Annotated in this window: 13 protein-coding genes; 9 read left to right on the forward strand and 4 right to left on the reverse strand. The window is 61.5% G+C overall.

Annotation, left to right across the window (positions count from 1 at the left end; translation table 11 throughout):
- The first annotated feature begins 627 nt into the window (after positions 1-627).
- On the forward strand, positions 628-1,713 hold the full coding sequence (locus KHO30_RS28360; protein ID WP_211702974.1) for a glycosyltransferase family 4 protein: 1,086 nt from the start codon (positions 628-630) through the stop codon (positions 1,711-1,713).
- A gap of 25 nt (positions 1,714-1,738) precedes the next feature.
- On the opposite strand, the gene KHO30_RS28365 is transcribed toward KHO30_RS28360, so the two are convergent.
- The 4 genes from KHO30_RS28365 to KHO30_RS28380 all read right to left on the reverse strand — a co-directional run bounded on the left by KHO30_RS28365 (position 1,739) and on the right by KHO30_RS28380 (position 7,290).
- The gene (locus tag KHO30_RS28365) at positions 1,739-4,120 is read right to left on the reverse strand and encodes an RICIN domain-containing protein (protein WP_211702975.1); all 2,382 of its coding nucleotides are present in this window, start codon (positions 4,118-4,120) and stop codon (positions 1,739-1,741) included.
- A gap of 128 nt (positions 4,121-4,248) precedes the next feature.
- Positions 4,249-4,701: a GDP-mannose mannosyl hydrolase gene (locus tag KHO30_RS28370; protein WP_093636550.1), complete on the reverse strand. Its 453-nt coding sequence runs from the start codon at positions 4,699-4,701 to the stop codon at positions 4,249-4,251.
- A gap of 64 nt (positions 4,702-4,765) precedes the next feature.
- Positions 4,766-4,915, reverse strand: a complete 150-nt coding sequence (locus KHO30_RS28375) for a hypothetical protein (RefSeq protein ID WP_167378424.1) — start codon at positions 4,913-4,915, stop codon at positions 4,766-4,768.
- Between the two features lie 179 nt (positions 4,916-5,094).
- A complete protein-coding gene (locus KHO30_RS28380) occupies positions 5,095-7,290 on the reverse strand; it encodes a hypothetical protein (protein ID WP_425312921.1) in 2,196 nt (731 codons plus the stop codon).
- A 919-nt stretch (positions 7,291-8,209) separates the two neighbouring features.
- Here KHO30_RS28380 and KHO30_RS28385 point away from each other — a divergent pair.
- From KHO30_RS28385 to KHO30_RS28420, 8 genes are all read left to right on the forward strand, one after another.
- A complete protein-coding gene (locus KHO30_RS28385) occupies positions 8,210-9,196 on the forward strand; it encodes a helix-turn-helix domain-containing protein (protein ID WP_200652366.1) in 987 nt (328 codons plus the stop codon).
- Positions 9,197-9,298: 102 nt separating this feature from the next.
- Positions 9,299-10,888, forward strand: a complete 1,590-nt coding sequence (locus tag KHO30_RS28390; RefSeq protein WP_093636541.1) for a sugar phosphate nucleotidyltransferase — start codon at positions 9,299-9,301, stop codon at positions 10,886-10,888.
- Between the two features lie 57 nt (positions 10,889-10,945).
- Entirely contained in the window at positions 10,946-12,331 is a 1,386-nt protein-coding gene (locus KHO30_RS28395) for an undecaprenyl-phosphate glucose phosphotransferase (RefSeq protein ID WP_093636538.1), read from the forward strand.
- A 73-nt stretch (positions 12,332-12,404) separates the two neighbouring features.
- Complete coding sequence (locus tag KHO30_RS28400) at positions 12,405-13,544, forward strand: polysaccharide biosynthesis/export family protein (protein WP_093636535.1); 1,140 nt, start codon at positions 12,405-12,407, stop codon at positions 13,542-13,544.
- 49 nt (positions 13,545-13,593) lie between these two features.
- Entirely contained in the window at positions 13,594-15,828 is a 2,235-nt protein-coding gene (locus KHO30_RS28405) for a polysaccharide biosynthesis tyrosine autokinase (protein WP_093636532.1), read from the forward strand.
- An 81-nt stretch (positions 15,829-15,909) separates the two neighbouring features.
- Entirely contained in the window at positions 15,910-17,028 is a 1,119-nt protein-coding gene (gene gmd, locus KHO30_RS28410; RefSeq protein ID WP_093636528.1) for a GDP-mannose 4,6-dehydratase, read from the forward strand.
- Positions 17,029-17,033: 5 nt separating this feature from the next.
- Positions 17,034-17,993, forward strand: coding sequence for a GDP-L-fucose synthase family protein (locus KHO30_RS28415; RefSeq protein WP_211702977.1), 960 nt, complete (start codon positions 17,034-17,036; stop codon positions 17,991-17,993).
- A gap of 113 nt (positions 17,994-18,106) precedes the next feature.
- Entirely contained in the window at positions 18,107-19,249 is a 1,143-nt protein-coding gene (locus KHO30_RS28420; RefSeq protein WP_211702978.1) for a glycosyltransferase family 4 protein, read from the forward strand.
- The last annotated feature ends 46 nt before the right edge of the window (positions 19,250-19,295 follow it).

Raw genomic sequence — 19,295 nt, forward strand, 5'->3', positions numbered from 1 at the left:
TCCATGCCACTCGTCATGGCAGATTTGGCGGAATCGGACGACCGGGGAAGGTGTGACGAATACAACGAACGTCTTGAGGAACAGCGCAATCCACATCGAAGTGCTTGAGTTCATCGCGCCATTCGATGAACTTTTTACTGTCCTGTAAGCAAGAAAGGCTCTGATGGGAAGAATCGACTGCAACAATACTCATTAGTATGTTTAAAAGAAGTAACGAGTCGTTACGTATGAACAATAAGGCAGTACTAATTGCATTGATCGCACAAAAAAATACGTATGAGGAGATTAGTCTTTGTCCGCCAAACAGAAATGGGGTCGAAAAGATTTGCAACGGATGCCTAACTATACGAATCGGGGTAAACCGCTGAGAAATGGGCGATAGCGCTCATTGCATAGCCGAAGGAGCCTTGCAGATGGCGGAAAAGTGCTGGGCCTTCGGTGTAACGTTTCCTCGCGATAGTGACTTCGCGGCGGAACTGTCGCTGTTTTACGGAGACGAGGCCGCGTCCCGCGAAAGGGGCGCGCCAGATGAACGATGATGGATGTCGACGGTTTTTGGGGGCGGTACTTGCTGGTCGGCTTGTCCATCCGCTGCGCAAAAAAGGCGGTTATCCAGAGAGATAAATCGTGAGAATTCTTCAGTTGGTTCATGCCCCGCGACTTTCCGGGGCAGAAGTACTTGTAAAAGGTCTCGCGATTCAACATCAGCGCGGCGGCCATGAGGTCTGCATAACGTCACTGCTTCCTCAGCAGGACGATTTCGTCGGCATTCGTGCGGAGCTGGAAGCAGCAGGCGTCACCTGCCTGTTCCCGACCAGCCGTCACGGCAGGGTAGGCAAATTGCTGCACCTGTATCGCGTGGTGCGCCAGTTCCGTCCCGACTTCATCGTGGCGCATGCCACGCTCGCCGCACTCTATGTGCGTCTTCTGCCCGTGCATACGCCGATCGCCTGGGTGATGCACTCCGGCGTCAATGACTTCGAGAACGGCGCGCTCAAGCAGGCGGAGCGCCTGCTGTCACGGCGGGCGAGAGCGATCATCGGCGTGTCGCAGCAAAATATCGACGACTACCTACGAGAAATCGGCAAACATCCGGCGATGGTCGTGATCCCGAATGGCGTGGACGCGTCGCTGTTCGCCGAAGACAGCAACCCATCCGTACCGGATATCGCCGTGCCTGCGAAGCAGATTGTTCAGCTAGGCCGCTATATAGAAGGGAAGAGTCAGCTGGACACGATCCGCGCGTTCGAGCGCGTCGTGCAGAGCGAGCCTGAAGCGCGCCTGCTGCTGTGCGGAGTCATCGAGGAGATTCCCTATTACGAGGCGGTGGTGTCGCTGGTTCATCAGCTTGGCCTCGACAGCCGCGTGACGGTATGCGGGCCGCGCCTCGATGTCGCCGCGATTCTTCGCTCGTCACGTGTCTTTGCCATGCCTTCGCGTTTCGAAGCGCAGAGCATCGGCTTTCTGGAGGCGCTCGCCTCGGGCATTCCTGTCGTGGCGAGCCGGATTCCGTCGTTCGGTTTTGCCAGTGGATTTGCCGGCGTCAATCTCGTCGACACGGCCGATCCGGAGGCCTATGGCCGCGCCTTGCTCAAGGCGCTCGATATGCCGCGAGCGAACCGGCAACTGGCGGGATACACGTTGCACGACACGGCAGATCGCTACATGACGATCGCGCGGCAGTTCGTTCAGCCGCTGCGCGTGTCGACCTGAACCGCGTCGGGTCGACCGGCTTGCGCTACTGCGCCAACCGGTCGATCCGCACCGTCTCCGAGAACAGTCCCGGGAGTTCACCGAGATCCTGGGCTGCACCCAAGGCGAAACCATCGCCTACCGGATAGCGCGTCAGCGCTGGTGCGCCGCCCGTGAAATAGAAATCGCCGAGCGTGGCGTCCGTTCTTCGATAGAGCACGAGCGCGGCATTGCGCTTGTCACGCACGAAAGCCGGAAAGACATCCGACCACGACATGCCACGCAGCGTCGCCGCCTGGACGGGCACGGCGTTCGCGTCCGCTGTGTCGAGCGTGGCAATGTCGATGACCGCGTCCTCGTTCGTTCCGTCGAGATGCGGTGTCAAAAGAATCAGCGTATTGCTCGCTTTGCCGTGCACGGCCCCGACCGTCACTTTGACGAAGTCGGGCAGGAAACTCGCCGGCAATAGTTTGCGTTCGCCGATGGTCATGCGTGTGCCGTCATTGGAAATTGGCGTGAGCGCGAGCCGGCCGTCCGCACCATCCACCGCGACCAGCGACGTGCGTGAACCTGCAGTTTGGACTGGCAGAAGATTGGCGTTTTGCCGCAGCGTTTTTGCTTGCGCCATGAGTGTCGGCGCTGAGCCCGTCGAACCCGTGGAAGACGCCGTCCAGAGGTCAAGCCCGCTATCGGCGCGTTTCTGTGCGATCAGCACGCCGGCACGTCCCATTCCGCCGAAGTCCGCCGCCACATATTGCTGCGTCAACGCGGGCCTGAACTCACGGCTCGTCTGAAGCCAGAGACGTGGAGCCTCGAAGCGCTCGCCTGTGCTGCGAAGCAACCAGAACGCGGTGCCACCCTGGCGCGCGGTGATGACCATCAAGTCGGTCTTGCCGTCGCCGTCGAAATCGCCGAGCAGGAAGCGCGCGCTATCGAAGCACAGCTTGTCATCCGTGCAACTGGGCGCGGTGGCGCGGGGATCGAAAGCAACGAGGCCGGCGTACCAGAGCGCAGGGGGCGACGCTTTCACGAGCGACGCCGCATACACATTAAAGCCGGGCCCGTCGTGTTGTCGTTGCACGTAGACCGCGGCTTGCTCGCCCGTGCCGGCGACGTCGCCGACCATTGCGGTTGCGAGGCGCAAATCGGTTGCCTGGGTGCGCTGCTGGGTTGCCCACCGGTAGCGTGTGGTGAGCTGGGTGCAGCCGCGCATGGTGAGCTTGCCGTCGTTTTCGCCGAGGCAGTGCCGCAGCGGCGTATAAACGAGGCCGAAGTCCCACGGCGTCCAGCGCTGCGCCATGTCCCATTGATCACAGGTCTCGGAGATCAGATAGCCGTCGCGTTCGGCGATGCATTGCGAAGTCGCGACGCTGACGAGTGCGGCGTTGCGCGCATTGCCGGGATAGACCGTCACGGGATCCCAGCGCCATTGTTGCGTGGACGAGCCCGTGCATGCGGCGAGTGTCGGCGCCTGGCCGCTGCCTGCGGAGGTCAGGCAGCGAGTTGCCGCCGCATTGAATAGCTGAATGGGATGCGGCTGGAAATCCGCGACGTGGCGATCGCTGCGATCGGCGAAGGCATAGCGGCGCGCGACCCAGTTACCGTCCCACTGGAACTCGCCGAATACGTGCGAAAACTCGCTACCGTCGACAGAAAAATAGCTGGCGACGATGTCGCGCTTGCGTTGAACTTCGGCCGCCGGCACATTGCCCGGCCAGTCGCCGGTCGGATAGGTGATGTGGTATTCGATCGGCACGCTTTTGTTCAGCGTCTGGGCGATGTGGCGCGTGATGCGCGCGGCGTAGATGTGATCGGGGTGCTCGAGAAACGGTACGGTGTCCGGATTGAGCGTGTAGATCTGCGACGCCCCGGCGAGTATCACTCTCAGTGTGGCCGACAGCGAGGCCCGATCGTATTGCACACGCACCGAACCGTCGGCGTTCATCGGATAGGTGGAAAGCGTGGCGCGCTGTTCCCACAGCAGGCCAAGCGGTTCGCGGCCGCCGCGCACAGCGCCGCCGGGCAGGCGGAATTCGAGCAGACGGACTTGTGGCTTGGCCTTCAGCACCATCTGATGCACTAGCTTGCCGGCGATCGGAATATTCGTTTCGATCCATTCGTCAGGCACCCCCGCCATGCGCGCGTACGCGAGCCGCGAGGCCCGCTCGCGGGTCTGCACGTAAGCGAAATCCGCACCGTTGGCGCCGCCGATCAGATGGACGGTGGTGATGCACCAGCCGGCGTCGAGCCGTTCGCTGATGGCTGGGTCGACAAAGAGCAGATCGTCGTCGAGGTGAGCGACGACTGTCACCAGCGTGCCGGCGCCGCAATCGGCCGCGCGCGCCGCACCCGGAAAGAGAGCGAAAAAAAGTAGCGCTAGAAGAGCAATGGATGAATCGCGAACGAGCCTGGCTGCCGATGATCGCATGTCTGATTCGAGCCCTGACGGTGAGCTCGATCATACTGTACCGGCGTGAGTTGCCGCGTTGGTGAACTCACAGTAGATATCACTTTGCGCACCGGCAATGGGTCATGCGGGTGGCGGGGCTGTTGGCGCTAGCGGAAATAAGCCTTGGTGTTCTCGTGGACATCGGCGCGTGCGAGCAGCTCAGAAGGTGTTAGCCAGAGATAGTCGCTGTGCTGGTCGAGCCGGCCGACCGAGATGGTGCTAGTGAACTGCAGACCATAGGCGAGCACGATGTAGTGCGTCGACACGTCAGGCTCGGCGGCGAAATTGTCTTTGTAATGGTGCTCGAAAACGCCCTCGAAGCGCGCGGTCGAGCGCGTCAGCCTGCCGATGCCCAATTCGGCGTCGGCGATGCGCGTGAACGCTCTGTCGAGTGTTTCGTCTTTGAGAATTCGCCCGCCGGGAACGAACCATGTGCCGCGGGCGGGGCGATTGCGCCGGTGGCCGATCAACACGCGGCCTTCGGCGTCGCTGACGATCAGATCGATCGCGACCAGCGGCGTCAGACGCACCACGTCCAGGAAATCGATCTCGGTCAGCATTCCATCTCCTGCAGGGTGCGCGTCGCGTTGAGCGCAGGGTGATCGTGAGGCGATGCTGAAGGCACTAGTAGTCGCCATGATGTTCATCATCCCGGGTGAGACGGCTTGAGACATTCGCCAGCAGCAGTGCGACCAGAATCGCGCCGACCGTGGCGAAGACAAACGCCCCAACCATCCCGGCCAGCACCAGCATTGTCCATGCGAGGCCGTTCATTTCTCGGTTCCGGCGCGTTGATATGCGTGCGAGGTAGTCTTCTTCTGGATTTTACGGGTGTAAGAAACGACTTGCCCTGTCACATCACGCCGAAGTATCGCCGCGTCTCGACAGCAAGCGGTGCCTATCGAGGGGTCTACGGCGGCCGCTACGCGCACCCCGCGCCTTGTGCGGTACATCTAGCGAGGCACGTAACCCTCCGGCGTCATGACCGCGTCCTTGAACACGCCGGCGTTGGCGGACACCACATAGATGGGCGCCGGCGACAGCTTGAGGTTCGCGACACCGTCGCGATACGGCAAGCTCGATGGGTTGCCCATCATGTCGAACACGGTCACTTCGCCTGACGTGCCGGGCGCGTCGACACGCAGACGATAATCCGCGCTCTGGCTCGCGCTGAAACCGGTTTTGGCATTCCACGCGTCGTTGTCATGCGTCCACAGCGCCGTCACGATCTTGCCGCCGCCGAGCCGGCGGAACGCGTACGCGTAGACGCCTTTCGGCAGAGCTTTGAGCGGCCCGAGCGTATCCGTTCCGTCGATGATCCGCGTCATCGCCGCCACCGCGAGCGCGGCAGGTTTGGGGCTGATGCGCGCGGCGCCGTAGGCGCCAGTCGGATGATCGAGTTCGAAGAAGACCCCGTAGCCGGGCGCCGCGTCCGGCATGTCCGCGAGGTAGAACACGTAGGTCATGTCAGCGCCTTCGCCGAGCAGGATGAGATGCGTGCGCGCCCCAACCGCGGCTTGCGCATACAGCACGTTCGCGCCCGGATAGTTCTTGCCATACGCCGCACCGATGTCGTAGCTGATGCCGGTTTCGGTAACAAACAGCGGGGCGCCGGGTTTCAGGTATAGACGCAACTCGTGACGCAGCGCGCGCATCGCGGCGGGCAGCGCGCCCGGCACGGTGCCCTGATTGCCTGAGTCGGCGACGCGCTCGGGCGGGTGCGATGGTGTGGTGCCGATGTCGTAATAGCCGTGAATGGTCATGCCATCCATATAGCGGCCGATCCCGAGCGGACCGAGACGGCGCATCTTCTCGACATTAACTTGCACTGACGCGTACGTCACCCCCATCACTACGGCATGCGGGTCCGTCTGATGAATGCCCTCCCAAACCGCCTTATACATTGCGACGAAATTCGCGTCGGTGTCGCGCCACGGCAGTCCGCCGTCGGCGTCCGGTTCCCATGTCACCTGATAGTAGTTGTCGCGCTGTTTGGGGAAGTAGGTCATCCGCGTACGGTTGGACTCGGCGCCGACTTTGGCCATGTAGTCCTTCATTTGTGCGAGCGAGGTCGGCGCATAGCTGTGCGTCTCCTTGCCGGTCGGACTAGCCCACTGAGGAATACCGTCGAGCTGGATCAGACGCATGATGTCGCCGCGCCGGAAGTAGGGCAGCAACTGCTTGCTCGCGGGATCGAACGTGCCTGCGTTTTTCGGCTCTTCCATATACCAGTTGCGATTGTCGTTCGCCCACGAGAGGCCGAGCGCGGTATAGGCCGGCCGATAGCCGTCGCCATCGCAGCAATGCTGCCCGGGCGCAAGGTATGCAGTGCCCTGTCCGCCGAATCGGTGCAGGTCTTCGTAGGGAAAGCGAACGGCGGGCAACGCAGCGGAGGTGTCGGGCAGGACGCCGAAGGTGGCGATCCCCGCAGGACGTGTGCCACGCGATTCGAGCTGGCCATGTGCGCGTTCCAGCGAAGCGGAGACGGCGAAGTAGCCGGCAACGGTCGAGGCGCAACTGAGCGTCGACAGCGTGGCGCCCGCCGCAACGGGGAAGCGGCCGCTGGCACGCACGGCATTCCAGCTGTCGCGGATTTGCCAGTTGAGCGTGTCGTTTTGCGCAGGTCGTGTCGTGAAGACGAGTGCGAACGGTTTGTCTGCTGCGAACAGGCGCGTGCCGTCGCTCGGCGTGTCCGCTTCCAGCAGATCGCCGTTTGCGGCCGCGCGTACTTGTGAGGTGGGCGCGCCGCAGCGCAGACCCTGCCCGGGCGGCGCCTTTAATGAAGTGGATACCGTGGCCGCAGATTCCTGCGCGGCGGCAGGCGCTGTGTCTTTTTTCGCCGAGGCAGCGGCTTCAGCCTTGGCCGCCGTGCTCGAGTCGGTCGCAGTGACCGCAACTGCGCAGCGCTTCTCCACACCGGGTGCAGGATCGCCGAACACACCGTTATTGCAATCGGCGCTGGTCGTGAACGTCTTGATGACATGTTGCTCGACGGTGCCGTACAGCACGTCGCGCGTACCGTTGAACCGGCAGGTTCCATATTCCGCCGCGCAAGGTGTCCACTTTCTGCCGTCGACCGTCAGATCGGCATTGCTTGCGCTGTCAGGACCGGCTGAAGCCGCTGCCGCACTACACGAGGAGGCCATCATGGCCAGCAGGATAAACACCGCCACCGAGGCGGCAACGCGCAGCACTGACCCGTGGGCGACACAGGCGCCGGAGCGTGGTTGCAGCGAGCGATATTCACATACATCAGACATGTGTTCCCCGTGTCTTTCGACGCATAGGTTGCGGCCTGTTGCAACGATAAGGCGTGACCAGATGGCTAGTTGACCAGGCCAGACCCGCCTCAGGCCACCTCGTGTCGCAATGTGTTGCGGAAACCGCATAGGCCATTTCCGCAATTCTATGGCGGAAACATACCGGCTCTCATCCGACAGAATCCGCCATTGGCCCGTCTATTGCCGGGCTGGCTAAAGCTGTCTTATTGCCGTGTTTCACGTTTGAAACATTAATCGTCATGTTTATATTCTCCAGATCCAATAACAACGAATTAAATAATTTTCTCTCTCGAAAAGTGCTTATATTGGATACTGTTTTATATGTCTCTGCCGACCAAATATATCGTCAGAAGAAAGCCCCGCGGGCATCCGGTAAGAACAATGACTGGTGCAAACAAGGGGGCTGCTCTCATTCTGGCGATGTGACGGAAAGAAGTCACTTCGAATCTGCAGAATGCCGGGCAGATCAAATTGCAACTCAAGCATTTCGAGTGGCGGTTGTATGTGCGCCAGCACACAAAAAATCACATTAATTAGCATTAGGATTCGCGGAATGTGAATTCATTCATATGCAGAATCGGCAATTAATTCGTTGAAAAATAGTAGCAGAGCAATTGTTCCGAAAATCACTGGCTGGCCACCATATTGAAACGCCAACATGTCTGCACTTTCGGTCATGGCGGCTAAATGCTTGATTGCGGATGGCTATGATGCACTGCACAGAGCATTCCTCTGTGTGGGCGTTCAAGGTTGAAAAGTAGATCCGTTTTCTGTTGAGAGGATGACTATGACCTGCGCGAGTCTCGAGTCTGCCATGTTGCGCTGGGTGCACGCACCGAACAAAGGTATGCGTCGCATCGCAATCCTGATGTTCAACGACTGCTCGCTGCAGGGCGCGGGCGTGGTTGCGGAAGTGTTTCAGGCTGCTAACGAACTGGCATCGTCCGGATCCGGTGGCTGGTTGTATGACGTTTCCTTCCTGTCGGCCGACGGCGGCATGGTGACCTCGTCATCGGCACTGCGGGTCTGGACCGACGGGCTCGACGCGCGGCATTACGGCGGCTTCGACGCGTTGTATGTGGCCGGCGGCAAAGGCGCATTCGCCGCAGCCGGCGACGAGCGGCTGATCGCCTGGTTACGGCGTGTGCGCCGCAACACGGGCATGATCCGGCCGATCGCGGAAGGGCGCGCCTTGCTCGAAGCAGCCTATGTGCCGGACAGCAAGGACAGCGGCGAATTTCACCAGCCGCAGTCGATGTCGTCGCGCCAGACCGAGCAGAACGGCGACGCGGGTGACCGGCTTGAATCGATGAGAAGCGCGCTCGCCATGATCAAGCGCGATCTCGGCGGCGCGACTGCCCGCACGGTGGCCGAGCGTCTGCTTGCCGATTCGTGCTCGAACCTCGCACCGCTGCTTGGCGAAGACGGCGGCTTGAGTCCCGGCGACAAAGTGCGCGCGGCGGCTCGCTGGCTGCAAGAGAATTGCCAGCAATCGATTTCGATTGCCGATGCGGCTCAGTTCGCCGCGATGAGCGAGCGCAACTTCCTGCGCCGCTTCAAGATGGAAATGGGTATCACGCCCTCGAGTTTCCTGTTGCATGAGCGCCTTGCGGTGACCTGCAGCCTGCTGACCGAGTCGGAATTGCCGGTGGACAAGATTGCCCGGCGTACCGGCATGGGTAACGGTGACCGCCTCGCGAAGGTTTTCCGTAAGCGGATGAGGATTTCCCCGACTGAGTTCCGGATTCAAAGCCGCCGCATGGTCGGCGGATAGCGCGCGCCGCGAACCGCGCTGAGCGCGCCCAACACGTAGTCGTCTCGTACCGCGCTTCGGTAAGTATTTCCTTGATCTCAAAAAATTATAAGGAATCCGAATATGTTGACTAAGGGAGTTGTGAACGCTGCGTCGGCGAATCCGGACGGTGCCAATGCCGGGACCGCCGGTGCGCATTGCGCGCGCATCGTCCCGGTCATTCTTGCCGGCGGCTCGGGCACGCGGCTGTGGCCGGTGTCGCGCGAAAACTATCCGAAGCAACTGATCGACGTGGTCGGTTCAGACTCGCTGTTGCAGGCGACTGCCCGGCGTATGGACGGCTTTCCCGCCGGCTGGAACGTGGACGCGTCGCCGATCATCGTGTGCGGCGAAGAACACCGGTTTGTGATTTCCGAGCAGCTTCTGGAAAACGGCGTGAACGCGCGTCTGATCGTCGAGCCTGCGCGGCGCGATACGGCGCCGGCGTTGACGCTCGCGGCGTCGCTCGCGTGCGCGGACGGCGACGACGCGATTCTCATCGTGATGCCGGCCGACCATTCGATTGCGGATGTGCCGGCGTTGCAAGGCGCGCTGGAGCGTGCGGCCAGGTATGCGGAGCGCGGTTTGATCGCCACGCTGGGTGTGCCGCCCACGCGCCCCGATACGGGCTTCGGCTATATCCGTATCGGCGCGGAATTGCCCGATGGAGGTTATGCAATCGACGGCTTCGTCGAGAAGCCGGCCGAGGAAATTGCCGCGCAGTACGTCGCTGCGGGCACGTATTGGTGGAACGCAGGGATCTTCGTCGTGCGGGCACGCGTGTGGCTCGATACGCTGCAACGCCTGCAGCCGGAGATGCACGCAGCCTGCGAACGCGCATTCGCGAACGGCCGCAGCGAAGGCGCGTATTTCCGTCCGCTCGTGGACGCTTTCCTGAGTTCACCCGCTGACTCGATCGACTATGCCGTGATGGAGCGCCTCACTGACGTGAGCGACGTGAGTGACGCGAGCGCCACGGACGAGACAGCCGCGCCCCATGTCACTGACCCGCAAGACTCCGCTGCAAATCCGTCCGGCGTCGTTGTGCGGCTCGATGCGGGCTGGTCGGATCTCGGTTCCTGGGACGCCGTCTGGGCCGCAATGGATAAGGACGCCAACGGCAACGCCGGGCGCGGCCGCGTAACGTTCGAAGGCGCGGTGTCGAGCTATGCGCATTCCGAAGGCCGGCTTGTCGCCTGTGTGGGCACGACCAATGTGGTGGTCGTCGAAACAGCCGACGCCGTGCTGGTGGTCGACCGCTCACATGTGCAGGACGTCAAGGGCCTGGTGTCGCGCATCAAGGCGCAACACGCTCCCGAGGCCGATGCGCATCGCAAGGTGCGGCGCCCTTGGGGCTTCTACGATTCCATCGACCACGGTGAACGCTTCCAGGTGAAGCGCATCGTCGTCACGCCGGGCGCGAAGCTTTCGCTGCAACTGCATCACCACCGCGCCGAACACTGGGTCGTCGTGCGTGGCACGGCGCTCGTCACGCGCGGAGAAGAGCAGTTCCTGCTGAGCGAAAACGAGTCGACCTACATTCCACTCGGCACGCGTCACCGGCTCGAAAACCCGGGGAAAGTACCGCTCGAAATCATTGAAATCCAGTCAGGCACCTATCTCGGTGAAGACGACATTGTGAGGTTCAACGACAACTACGGCCGCTGCTCCTAACAGCGCCCCCGGAATCATGTGTGGAAAAGAACGAACGGCAAGAACGAGGTAAGCAAAATGCGCAAGTTTCAGGATTTGCTCGCGCGAGTTTTCGATGTCGCGTTGGTACTGGTGGGTGCGGCGGTGGCGTCGCAGATCCGCTTTGATTACCTCGCTCAATCAGGGTTCTATTGGGCGCTCGTGATGTTTTCCGCCGCCTTTGCGCTGGCCACCTTTCCAGCGTTCGGCGTGTATGAATCATGGCGCGGCCGTTCCAAGCTCTCATTGGCCGGGCAGGTGTCGCTTGCGTGGTTGATGGTGCAGGGCAGCGCGCTTGTGCTGATGTATTCGCTGCATCGCATCGACTTCGTCTCGCGGCTGTGGTTCTCGTATTGGACGGCGGTGACGGGCGGCCTGTTGATCGCTGACCGGCTGATCATGCATGCGGTGCTGGCGCGTGCGCGCAGTGCCGGTCTGAATCTGCATCAGGTTGCGATCGTCGGTAGCGGCTCGCAGTGCGATGCGATCATCCGCAGGATCGATTCGGCGCCCGGCACAGGCTTTCGCGCGACGGCCGTCTACAACACGCGCCCTGACGTGTCTGCTGTGACCAGCCCGCGGGTACCTGTCTGCGAGACGGTGGATGCGCTTGCCGACTACATTCGCACCAACGATGTGCACGAACTCTGGCTCATGTTGTCGCTCACCGAAGAGCCGCTGATCTGCAAACTGATCAACGAGTTCCGCGACGATCTGGTGAATATCCGCTTCATGCCCGACGTGCGCAGCATCGCATTGTTCGATGGCAGCGGCGTGATCGATCTGCTCGGCATGCCGGCGATCAACCTGGTCGCCTCGCCGCTGTCAGCCAGTTCGATGCTGAAGAAGGAAATCTTCGACCGCCTGTTCGCCGCTTCGGCGTTGATTGGCCTCGCGCCGATCCTGCTCGCCATAGCGATCGCGGTGAAGCTCTCGTCGCGCGGCCCGGTTCTCTTCAAGCAGAAGCGCAAAGGCGCGGACGGCCACGTTTTCACGATCTACAAATTCCGCTCGATGCGACTGCATGCCGAGCCGAAGGGCACGCTCAAACAGGCGACGCGCGACGATCCGCGCGTCACGCGCGTCGGTGCATTTCTACGCCGCACGAGCCTCGACGAACTGCCGCAATTCTTCAACGTGTTGCGTGGCGACATGTCGGTCGTTGGACCGCGTCCCCATGCACTCGAGCACGACGACCTCTATCAGAAAGTGGTCGCCGGCTACATCAATCGCTATCGGATCAAGCCGGGCATTACAGGCTGGGCGCAGATCAACGGCTTTCGTGGCGAAACCGACCGCATCGAGAAGATGGAGCGTCGCGTCGAACATGACCTGTACTACCTGGGGCATTGGTCGTTCGCACTCGACATGCGGATTATCGGCGCGACGATCGTTGCCGGACTGGCGCATCGAAACGCTTACTAAGTACTAAGTAGTTAACAAGCACGCTGGGCTCTACCTCCCCCGAGGACAGTCCCTGGCGCAAGGAGGAAACACCATGAGCTCGCTTGGTATACGCACGGGAAGTCTCGTGATTTTCACAGTTGCAACAGTGCTTTCCGGATGCGGAATCGTACCGGGTCAACAGATGATTACCCCAGCCGCGGTTCAGGACACGGGTGGGGACTACAGCACGGAAGCGTCGCAGCAACAGCAGATTCCGATTACTGACATCAACCTCGCGCTGCTGCGCAAGATGAACGCGACGCAGACGGCCACGACGCTGCCGCCGCAGACAACCGCGCTGTTCGGCAAACCGACCTCTTACAAGGTCGGCCCGGGCGACGTGCTGCAGATCGTCGTGTGGGACCACCCGGAGCTCGCCGCCGCGCTGGGCCAGCCCGCGCAGAACGCGAAGACGTCGGACGCCGCGCCTGGTTTTCTGATCGACGAAAACGGCGACGTGCAGTTTCCGTATGCAGGCACGGTGCACGTGGCCGGCAAAGACGTCGGGACGATCCAGAAGGATCTGCACAAGCGTCTGAGCAACGTGTATCAGAAGCCTGAGGTGACGGTACGGGTGGCCTCGTTCCGCAACGCGCAGGTTTATGTCGACGGTGAAGTGCGCACTCCTGGCGCGCAGTCGGTCACGGACATTCCGTTGTCGTTGACGAGCGTGATCAACCAGGGCGGCGGCTTCAGCCCGAACGCGGATCGCAGCCGCGTTGAGCTGATCCGCAACGGCGTGACGTATCCGCTCAACGTGGACGACCTGATCAAGCGCGGCCGCAATCCGTCGGACATCTATCTGCAAGCGGGCGACATCGTGCGGGTGGCTTCGCGCGAAGACAGCGGCGTGTATGTGATGGGCGAAGTCAACAAGCCGGCGACCATCCTGCCGATGCGTAACGGCACGCTGACGCTTTCGCAGGCCATTTCCGATAGCGGCAGCTTCGACTCGAACACGGCGGCGGCCAGACAGCTGTTCGTGATCCGCAATTCGACCAGCGAATCGCCACAGGTCTACCACCTCGATGCGACCTCGCCGGTGTCCATGATCCTCGCCAATCAGTTCGAGCTTCAACCGAAGGACGTCGTGTATGTCGGTCAAGGCGGGCTGGTCCGCTTCAACCGTGTGCTGAACCTGCTGCTGCCGGCGATCAATGCGGCTGTAACGGGTGCCGTTCTTGCGAAATAACAACCGTGCAACGTGACCATGAACCGCCGGGCTTTGTTGGGTGAACAAAATGGCAATTAATTTCGAAAACCGCTATACCGACGTGTCCGGACCGGACGAGCTGCACCTGTCGGACTATCTGCGCACGATCGTGAGAGGTTGGCGCACGATCGTGATGGTGACGCTGATCGCACTCGCGCTGGGGTGCGCGTATGCGTTCCTTGCGCCGCCGACTTACCGCGCAGATGTGCTGTTCCACGTCGAGGACAAGACAGCCAATGCCAATGCGAACGGCAAGGATTCCTTGCCGCCGCTCACCGGCATGTTCGACACCAAGCCCTCGACGGCGGCGGAGATCGAGTTGCTGAAGTCGCGTCTCGTCACCGAGGAAACGGTCAAGAATCTGCACCTCGATATCACAGCTTCGCCGCGTTATATGCCGTTCATCGGCGGGATGATCGCGGGCCTGGTGAACGGGCAATGGGGCTTCAAGTTGCCGTCATTCATCAACGTGTCGGGCTTCGCATGGGGTAACGAGAGCATTGCCGTGTCGCGTTTCGACACGTCGAAGGACTATTACGACACGACCTTCACGCTGATTGCGGGCGATGCGGGTTCGTACGTGCTGCGCGACAAGAACGGTATCGCGATTCTCTCCGGCCACGTCGGCGAGACCGTGCAAACCGACACCGCCGACGGCCCGATCGCGTTGCATGTCGACAAGCTGGTCGGCGAACCTGGCGCGCGTTTCGAGCTGCAGCGCGCTTCCACGCTGGGCACCGTGGACCGCCTGCAAAAGGCGCTCGTGGTGGCCGAAACCACGCTGCAGTCCGGCGTGATCCGCACCAGCCTCGAAGGCGGCGACCCTGCGCTGACGGCGGCGATCGTCAACAGCATGGCGCGCGAATTCGTGCGTCAGGATGTGGAAAGCCGTTCGACTGAAGCGGAGCACATGCTGGCCTTCCTCGATCAGCAATTGCCTGGCTTGCGCAAGGAACTCGACGACGCCGAGCAACGCTACAACAAGTTCCGTAACGCGCACGGCACGGTCGATCTCGGTGAAGAAAGCCGTCTGTTGCTTCAACAGGTCGTCGATAACAAGACGAAGCTGCTTGATCTGCAGCAGCAACGCGCGGAGATGTCGCAGCGCTTCACGGCGAATCACCCGGCAGTAGCCGCGCTCGATGCACAGATCGCGGCGTTGCAGGGCGCAGCGGCCACCATGAACCGCAGCGTGGCCGTGATGCCGGATACCGAGCAGACCGCATTGCGTCTGCTGCGCGACGTGCACGTCGACACGGAGCTCTATACCAATCTGTTGAATAGCGCGCAGCAACTGCGGGTGGCGAAAGCCGGCCAGGTGGGCAACGTGCGGGTGGTGGACTTCGCCGAAACGCCGGACGAGCCGGTGCGCCCGAAGCGCGTGCTGGCGATCCTGATCTCGCTTGGCGGCGGCTTGCTGATCGGCATCATGCTGACCTTCTTCAAGCGCGCGATGTACGGCGGCGTGGAACGTCCGGACGAGCTCGAAGCGGTGCTCGGCGTGCCGGTGTTCGCGATCGTGCCGCGCAGCCAGACGCAGCTGCGTTTGCAGGAAAACGTCATGCTGCGCCGCCGCGGGCTACATGTGCTCGCACAGCAGGCGCCAGAAGACATCGCTGTGGAAGGCGTGCGCAATCTGCGGACCTCGTTGCAGTTGTCGCTCGATCATGCTGAGAACAACGTCGTGATGATCACGGGTTCGCGGCCCGATACCGGCAAGTCGTTCCTGTCGGTGAATCTGGCGGCGCTGGTGGCGTCCGCGAACAAACGGGTGCTGATCATAGACGGCGACATGCGGCGCGGCGACGTCCATTCGCATTTCGGCATCGCGCATCAGCCGGGGCTCTCGGACGTGCTGAGCGGTGGCGATCTCGCGTCGATGGTCCAGCGCGACGTGCTGCCTGGACTCGACGTGCTCGCCAAGGGCACGCTGCCCTCGCATCCGTCTGAATTGTTAATGAGCAAGCGTTTCCAAACGATGCTCGACGAGTTGAAGTCGCACTACGACATCGTGATCGTCGACACACCGCCGGTGCTTGCCGTGACCGATTCGACGGTGATCGGCAAGTACGCCGGTACGACGCTGCTGGTGGTGCGCCATGGCCGCCATCCGCTGAACGAGATTGCCGAGACGGCCAAGCGGCTGCTCAACGGCGGCGTATCGCTCAAAGGCGTGCTGCTGACCGATGTGCCTCAGGAAGGGGCATTCCTCGGTTCCGGCTATCAAGGCGGTTATTACGGATACGACAGCATTGCGGGTTGATGTGACGGCCCCAATGACGGGGCCGCTCATTCAATCGTGATGTTGCACTGGCATTGCAAAGTTCAACGAAAGGAGGGGTTCATGAAACGCAAGGTCGCGCTGATCACCGGCATTACTGGACAGGACGGGTCGTATCTTGCCGAGCTGCTGCTCGCCAAGGATTACGACGTACACGGCATCAAACGCAGGTCATCGCTGTTCAATACGGACCGGATCGATCATCTCTATCGCGACCCGCACGATCCCGACCAGCGACTCTTCCTGCATCACGCCGACCTGACCGACTCGACCAGCATTCTGCGCGTGATTCAGCGTGTGGAGCCCGATGAGATCTACAACCTCGCGGCGCAGAGCCACGTGGCGGTTTCGTTCGAGGAACCGGAATACACCGCTAACGCGGACGGCCTCGGCGCGTTGCGGATTCTGGAAGCGATCCGCATTCTTGGGCTTCAGCACAAGACGCGTTTCTATCAGGCCTCGACCTCGGAGCTGTACGGCCTCGTGCAGCAGGTGCCGCAGTCCGAGACCACGCCGTTCTATCCGCGCAGTCCGTACGCGGTCGCCAAGCTGTTTGCGTACTGGACCACGGTCAATTATCGCGAAGCGTACGGGCTCTATGCCTGCAACGGGATTCTGTTCAATCACGAATCGCCGGTGCGCGGCGAGACCTTCGTGACGCGCAAGATCACGCGCGCTGTGGCCCGCATCGCGGTGGGCATGCAGAAGACCTTGTATCTCGGCAATCTGTCGGCGTTGCGCGACTGGGGTCATGCGCGTGACTACGTCGAGATGCAATGGCGCATGCTGCAACAGGAACGGCCAGAGGATTACGTCATCGCCACCGGCGTGCAGTACAGCGTGCGTGAGTTCGTTAAGCATGCCGCCGCTGAGTTGGGCGTCACCGTGCGTTTCGAAGGCACCGGTGTGGACGAAGTCGGCATTGTCGAAAAGGTGGAAGGGCGCGAGATCAAGATGTCGCCCGGCGATGTGATCGTGCGAGTCGATCCGCGCTACTTCCGGCCCGCCGAAGTCGAGACGCTGCTGGGCGATCCGTCGAAAGCCCATGCGCAGCTCGGCTGGAAGCCGACCACGCCATTCAGTGCGCTCGTCAAGGAAATGGTGCGCTCCGACTATCAGATTGCGAGACGTGACGCACTTGTCACGCTGGCCGGTTTCACGGCACTGGAACATCACGAGTAACGGCGATGAATAAACAAGCACGCATCTTCGTGGCGGGCCACCGTGGCATGGTCGGCTCTGCGCTGGTCCGGCGGCTCAATGCCGAGGGTTATCACAACGTCATCACACGCTCGAGAGCTGAGCTCGATCTCAAGGATCAGGCTGCCGTGAACGGCTTCTTCGAGCGGGAAAAGATCGACGTAGTGCTGCTCGCGGCCGCGCGCGTGGGCGGCATTCTCGCCAATGCGTCGCAGCCGGGTGAGTTCATCTATGAAAACCTCGTGATCGAAACCAACGTGATTCACGCTGCGTTTCGCGCGCAGGTAGAGCGGCTGGTGTTCTTCGGTTCGTCGTGCATTTATCCGAAGCAATGTCCGCAGCCGATCCGCGAGGAGTATCTGTTGACCTCGCCGCTCGAGCCGACCAACGACGCTTACGCGATTGCGAAGATCGCCGGCCTCAAGCTGTGCGAGGCGTACAACCGCGAATACAACACCCAGTACGTCTCGTTGATGCCGACCAATCTGTACGGCCCCAACGACAACTACGACCTGAACAGCAGCCATGTTTTGCCGGCTCTGCTCAGGAAGGCGCACGAAGCGAAGGTGAACGGCTCCGCGACCTTGACGGTGTGGGGCTCGGGCACGCCGCGCCGCGAGTTTCTGCATGTCGACGATCTCGCCGCGGCGACGCTCTTCGTACTCGAACACAACGTGACAGAAGGCCTGTTCAACGTCGGAGTGGGTGAAGACCTGTCGATTCGCGAGCTGGCCGAATGCATCTGCAAGGTGACTGGCTTCGAGGGTGAACTCGTGTTCGACGCGTCCAAACCCGACGGCACGCCGCGCAAGCTGCTGGACGTATCGCGGCTCGCGCAAATGGGTTGGCACGCGACCATCGGCCTCGAAGAGGGCATCGCGTCCACGTATCGGGAATTCGTTGAATTACACGCCGGCTCGACCGCCGCCGCCGTCATGCACGTTTAGGCGCGCATTGAAGGGCTGCTGGGCGCGATTCCGGCAATGAGGAAGCGCGTGGAGCGTTTCGCACGAATAGCGTGCAACGCACACAGGGACGATTTTCGAGGAGTGGCATAAAAATGACTGCGTCAGTCACGATCTTCCACAACGTCGTATGGTCGCGTCACAAGGGTGTCGTGTTTTCCGCCTTGCATAAGATCTCGGCATCCGGCGCGATTCGCTACTCGATGGTGCAGATTGCGGATACGGAGCACGACCGGGTTGGTTTTTCGGACGTCGACTATTCCTACCATCGCTATCCGATGCAGAAGCTGTTCGACGGTTGCTACGAAGATGTGCCGACGATGAAGATGATCGCGCGGCTCACGTGGGAAGTGTTGCGGACGAAGTCGGATCTGATCGTCCTGCCGGGCTACCACCGTCCGGAATACTGGGCGATGCTGGCGGCGTGCATCGTGACCGGCAAGCGGCGCGCGGTGTTCTGCGATTCGACCGCGCGCGACCGGCCTAAAAAATTGCTGACGTCGATTCCGAAGCGCGTGTTCTTTTCACTCTGTGATGGCTATTTCGGTTTCGGCGAACGTAGCCGCGAGTATCTCGAGTCACTCGGCGCGAAGCGTGACAAGATTTTCGTGCCGTGTCAGGCCGCGGCAATGCCTGGATCGTTTTCGCCGGAGCGTGCGCTGGTCGAGCGGGTCGCGGCACGCGCCGGCAATCAGCCGGTGTTTCTGTACGTCGGCCGTCTCTCGGAAGAGAAGGGCATCGGCACGCTGATCGAGGCGTTCGCCGGGTTGCGGCGCCGCATTCCTGCAGCGAAGTTGCGCATTGTCGGCACGGGGCCGATGGCGGACGCGCTGCAGGCGAAGGTGGCCGATCTGGAACTGGGCGACGCCGTCACTTTCGCCGGCAGTTTGCAGGACGAGCCGCTCACTCGCGAATATTACGGCGCGACCTGCATGGTGCTGCCGAGCTATAGCGAACCGTGGGGACTCGTCGTCAACGAGGCGCTCGCGCATGGTTGCCCCGCGGTGGTCAGCGAGAGTTGCGGTTGTGTGCCGGAACTGGTGATCGATGGCGTGAGCGGCTATGCATTTACGGCAGGCGATGTCGCCGGATTGCAGCGCACGATGCTCAAGGCGATGGAGGCATTCGCCGACGCCGGCGGCACCGCACACCGTTGCATGGATGTGATTCGCCGTTTCGATCCACCTTCTGCCGCCGCCAATATCGCGCGTGGCTGCGCGCTGATGCTGAGCGACTGAGGCGCCTCACGGCCCCGTCGCGCATGCGAAGCTCTAACTCGTCCTG

Origin of the sequence: Paraburkholderia aspalathi (assembly GCF_905220735.1) — a bacterium.
GTDB lineage: Bacteria > Pseudomonadota > Gammaproteobacteria > Burkholderiales > Burkholderiaceae > Paraburkholderia > Paraburkholderia aspalathi.

Coding starts and splice junctions, on each gene's coding strand:
- KHO30_RS28415 (WP_211702977.1), top strand. CDS start 17,034: ATGAATAAACAAGCACGCATCTTCGTGGCGGGCCACCGTGGCATGGTC.
- KHO30_RS28395 (WP_093636538.1), top strand. CDS start 10,946: ATGCGCAAGTTTCAGGATTTGCTCGCGCGAGTTTTCGATGTCGCGTTG.
- KHO30_RS28365 (WP_211702975.1), bottom strand. CDS start 4,120: ATGCGATCATCGGCAGCCAGGCTCGTTCGCGATTCATCCATTGCTCTT.
- gmd (WP_093636528.1), top strand. CDS start 15,910: ATGAAACGCAAGGTCGCGCTGATCACCGGCATTACTGGACAGGACGGG.
- KHO30_RS28375 (WP_167378424.1), bottom strand. CDS start 4,915: ATGAACGGCCTCGCATGGACAATGCTGGTGCTGGCCGGGATGGTTGGG.
- KHO30_RS28370 (WP_093636550.1), bottom strand. CDS start 4,701: ATGCTGACCGAGATCGATTTCCTGGACGTGGTGCGTCTGACGCCGCTG.
- KHO30_RS28390 (WP_093636541.1), top strand. CDS start 9,299: ATGTTGACTAAGGGAGTTGTGAACGCTGCGTCGGCGAATCCGGACGGT.
- KHO30_RS28400 (WP_093636535.1), top strand. CDS start 12,405: ATGAGCTCGCTTGGTATACGCACGGGAAGTCTCGTGATTTTCACAGTT.
- KHO30_RS28405 (WP_093636532.1), top strand. CDS start 13,594: ATGGCAATTAATTTCGAAAACCGCTATACCGACGTGTCCGGACCGGAC.
- KHO30_RS28380 (WP_425312921.1), bottom strand. CDS start 7,290: ATGATGGCCTCCTCGTGTAGTGCGGCAGCGGCTTCAGCCGGTCCTGAC.
- KHO30_RS28385 (WP_200652366.1), top strand. CDS start 8,210: ATGACCTGCGCGAGTCTCGAGTCTGCCATGTTGCGCTGGGTGCACGCA.
- KHO30_RS28420 (WP_211702978.1), top strand. CDS start 18,107: ATGACTGCGTCAGTCACGATCTTCCACAACGTCGTATGGTCGCGTCAC.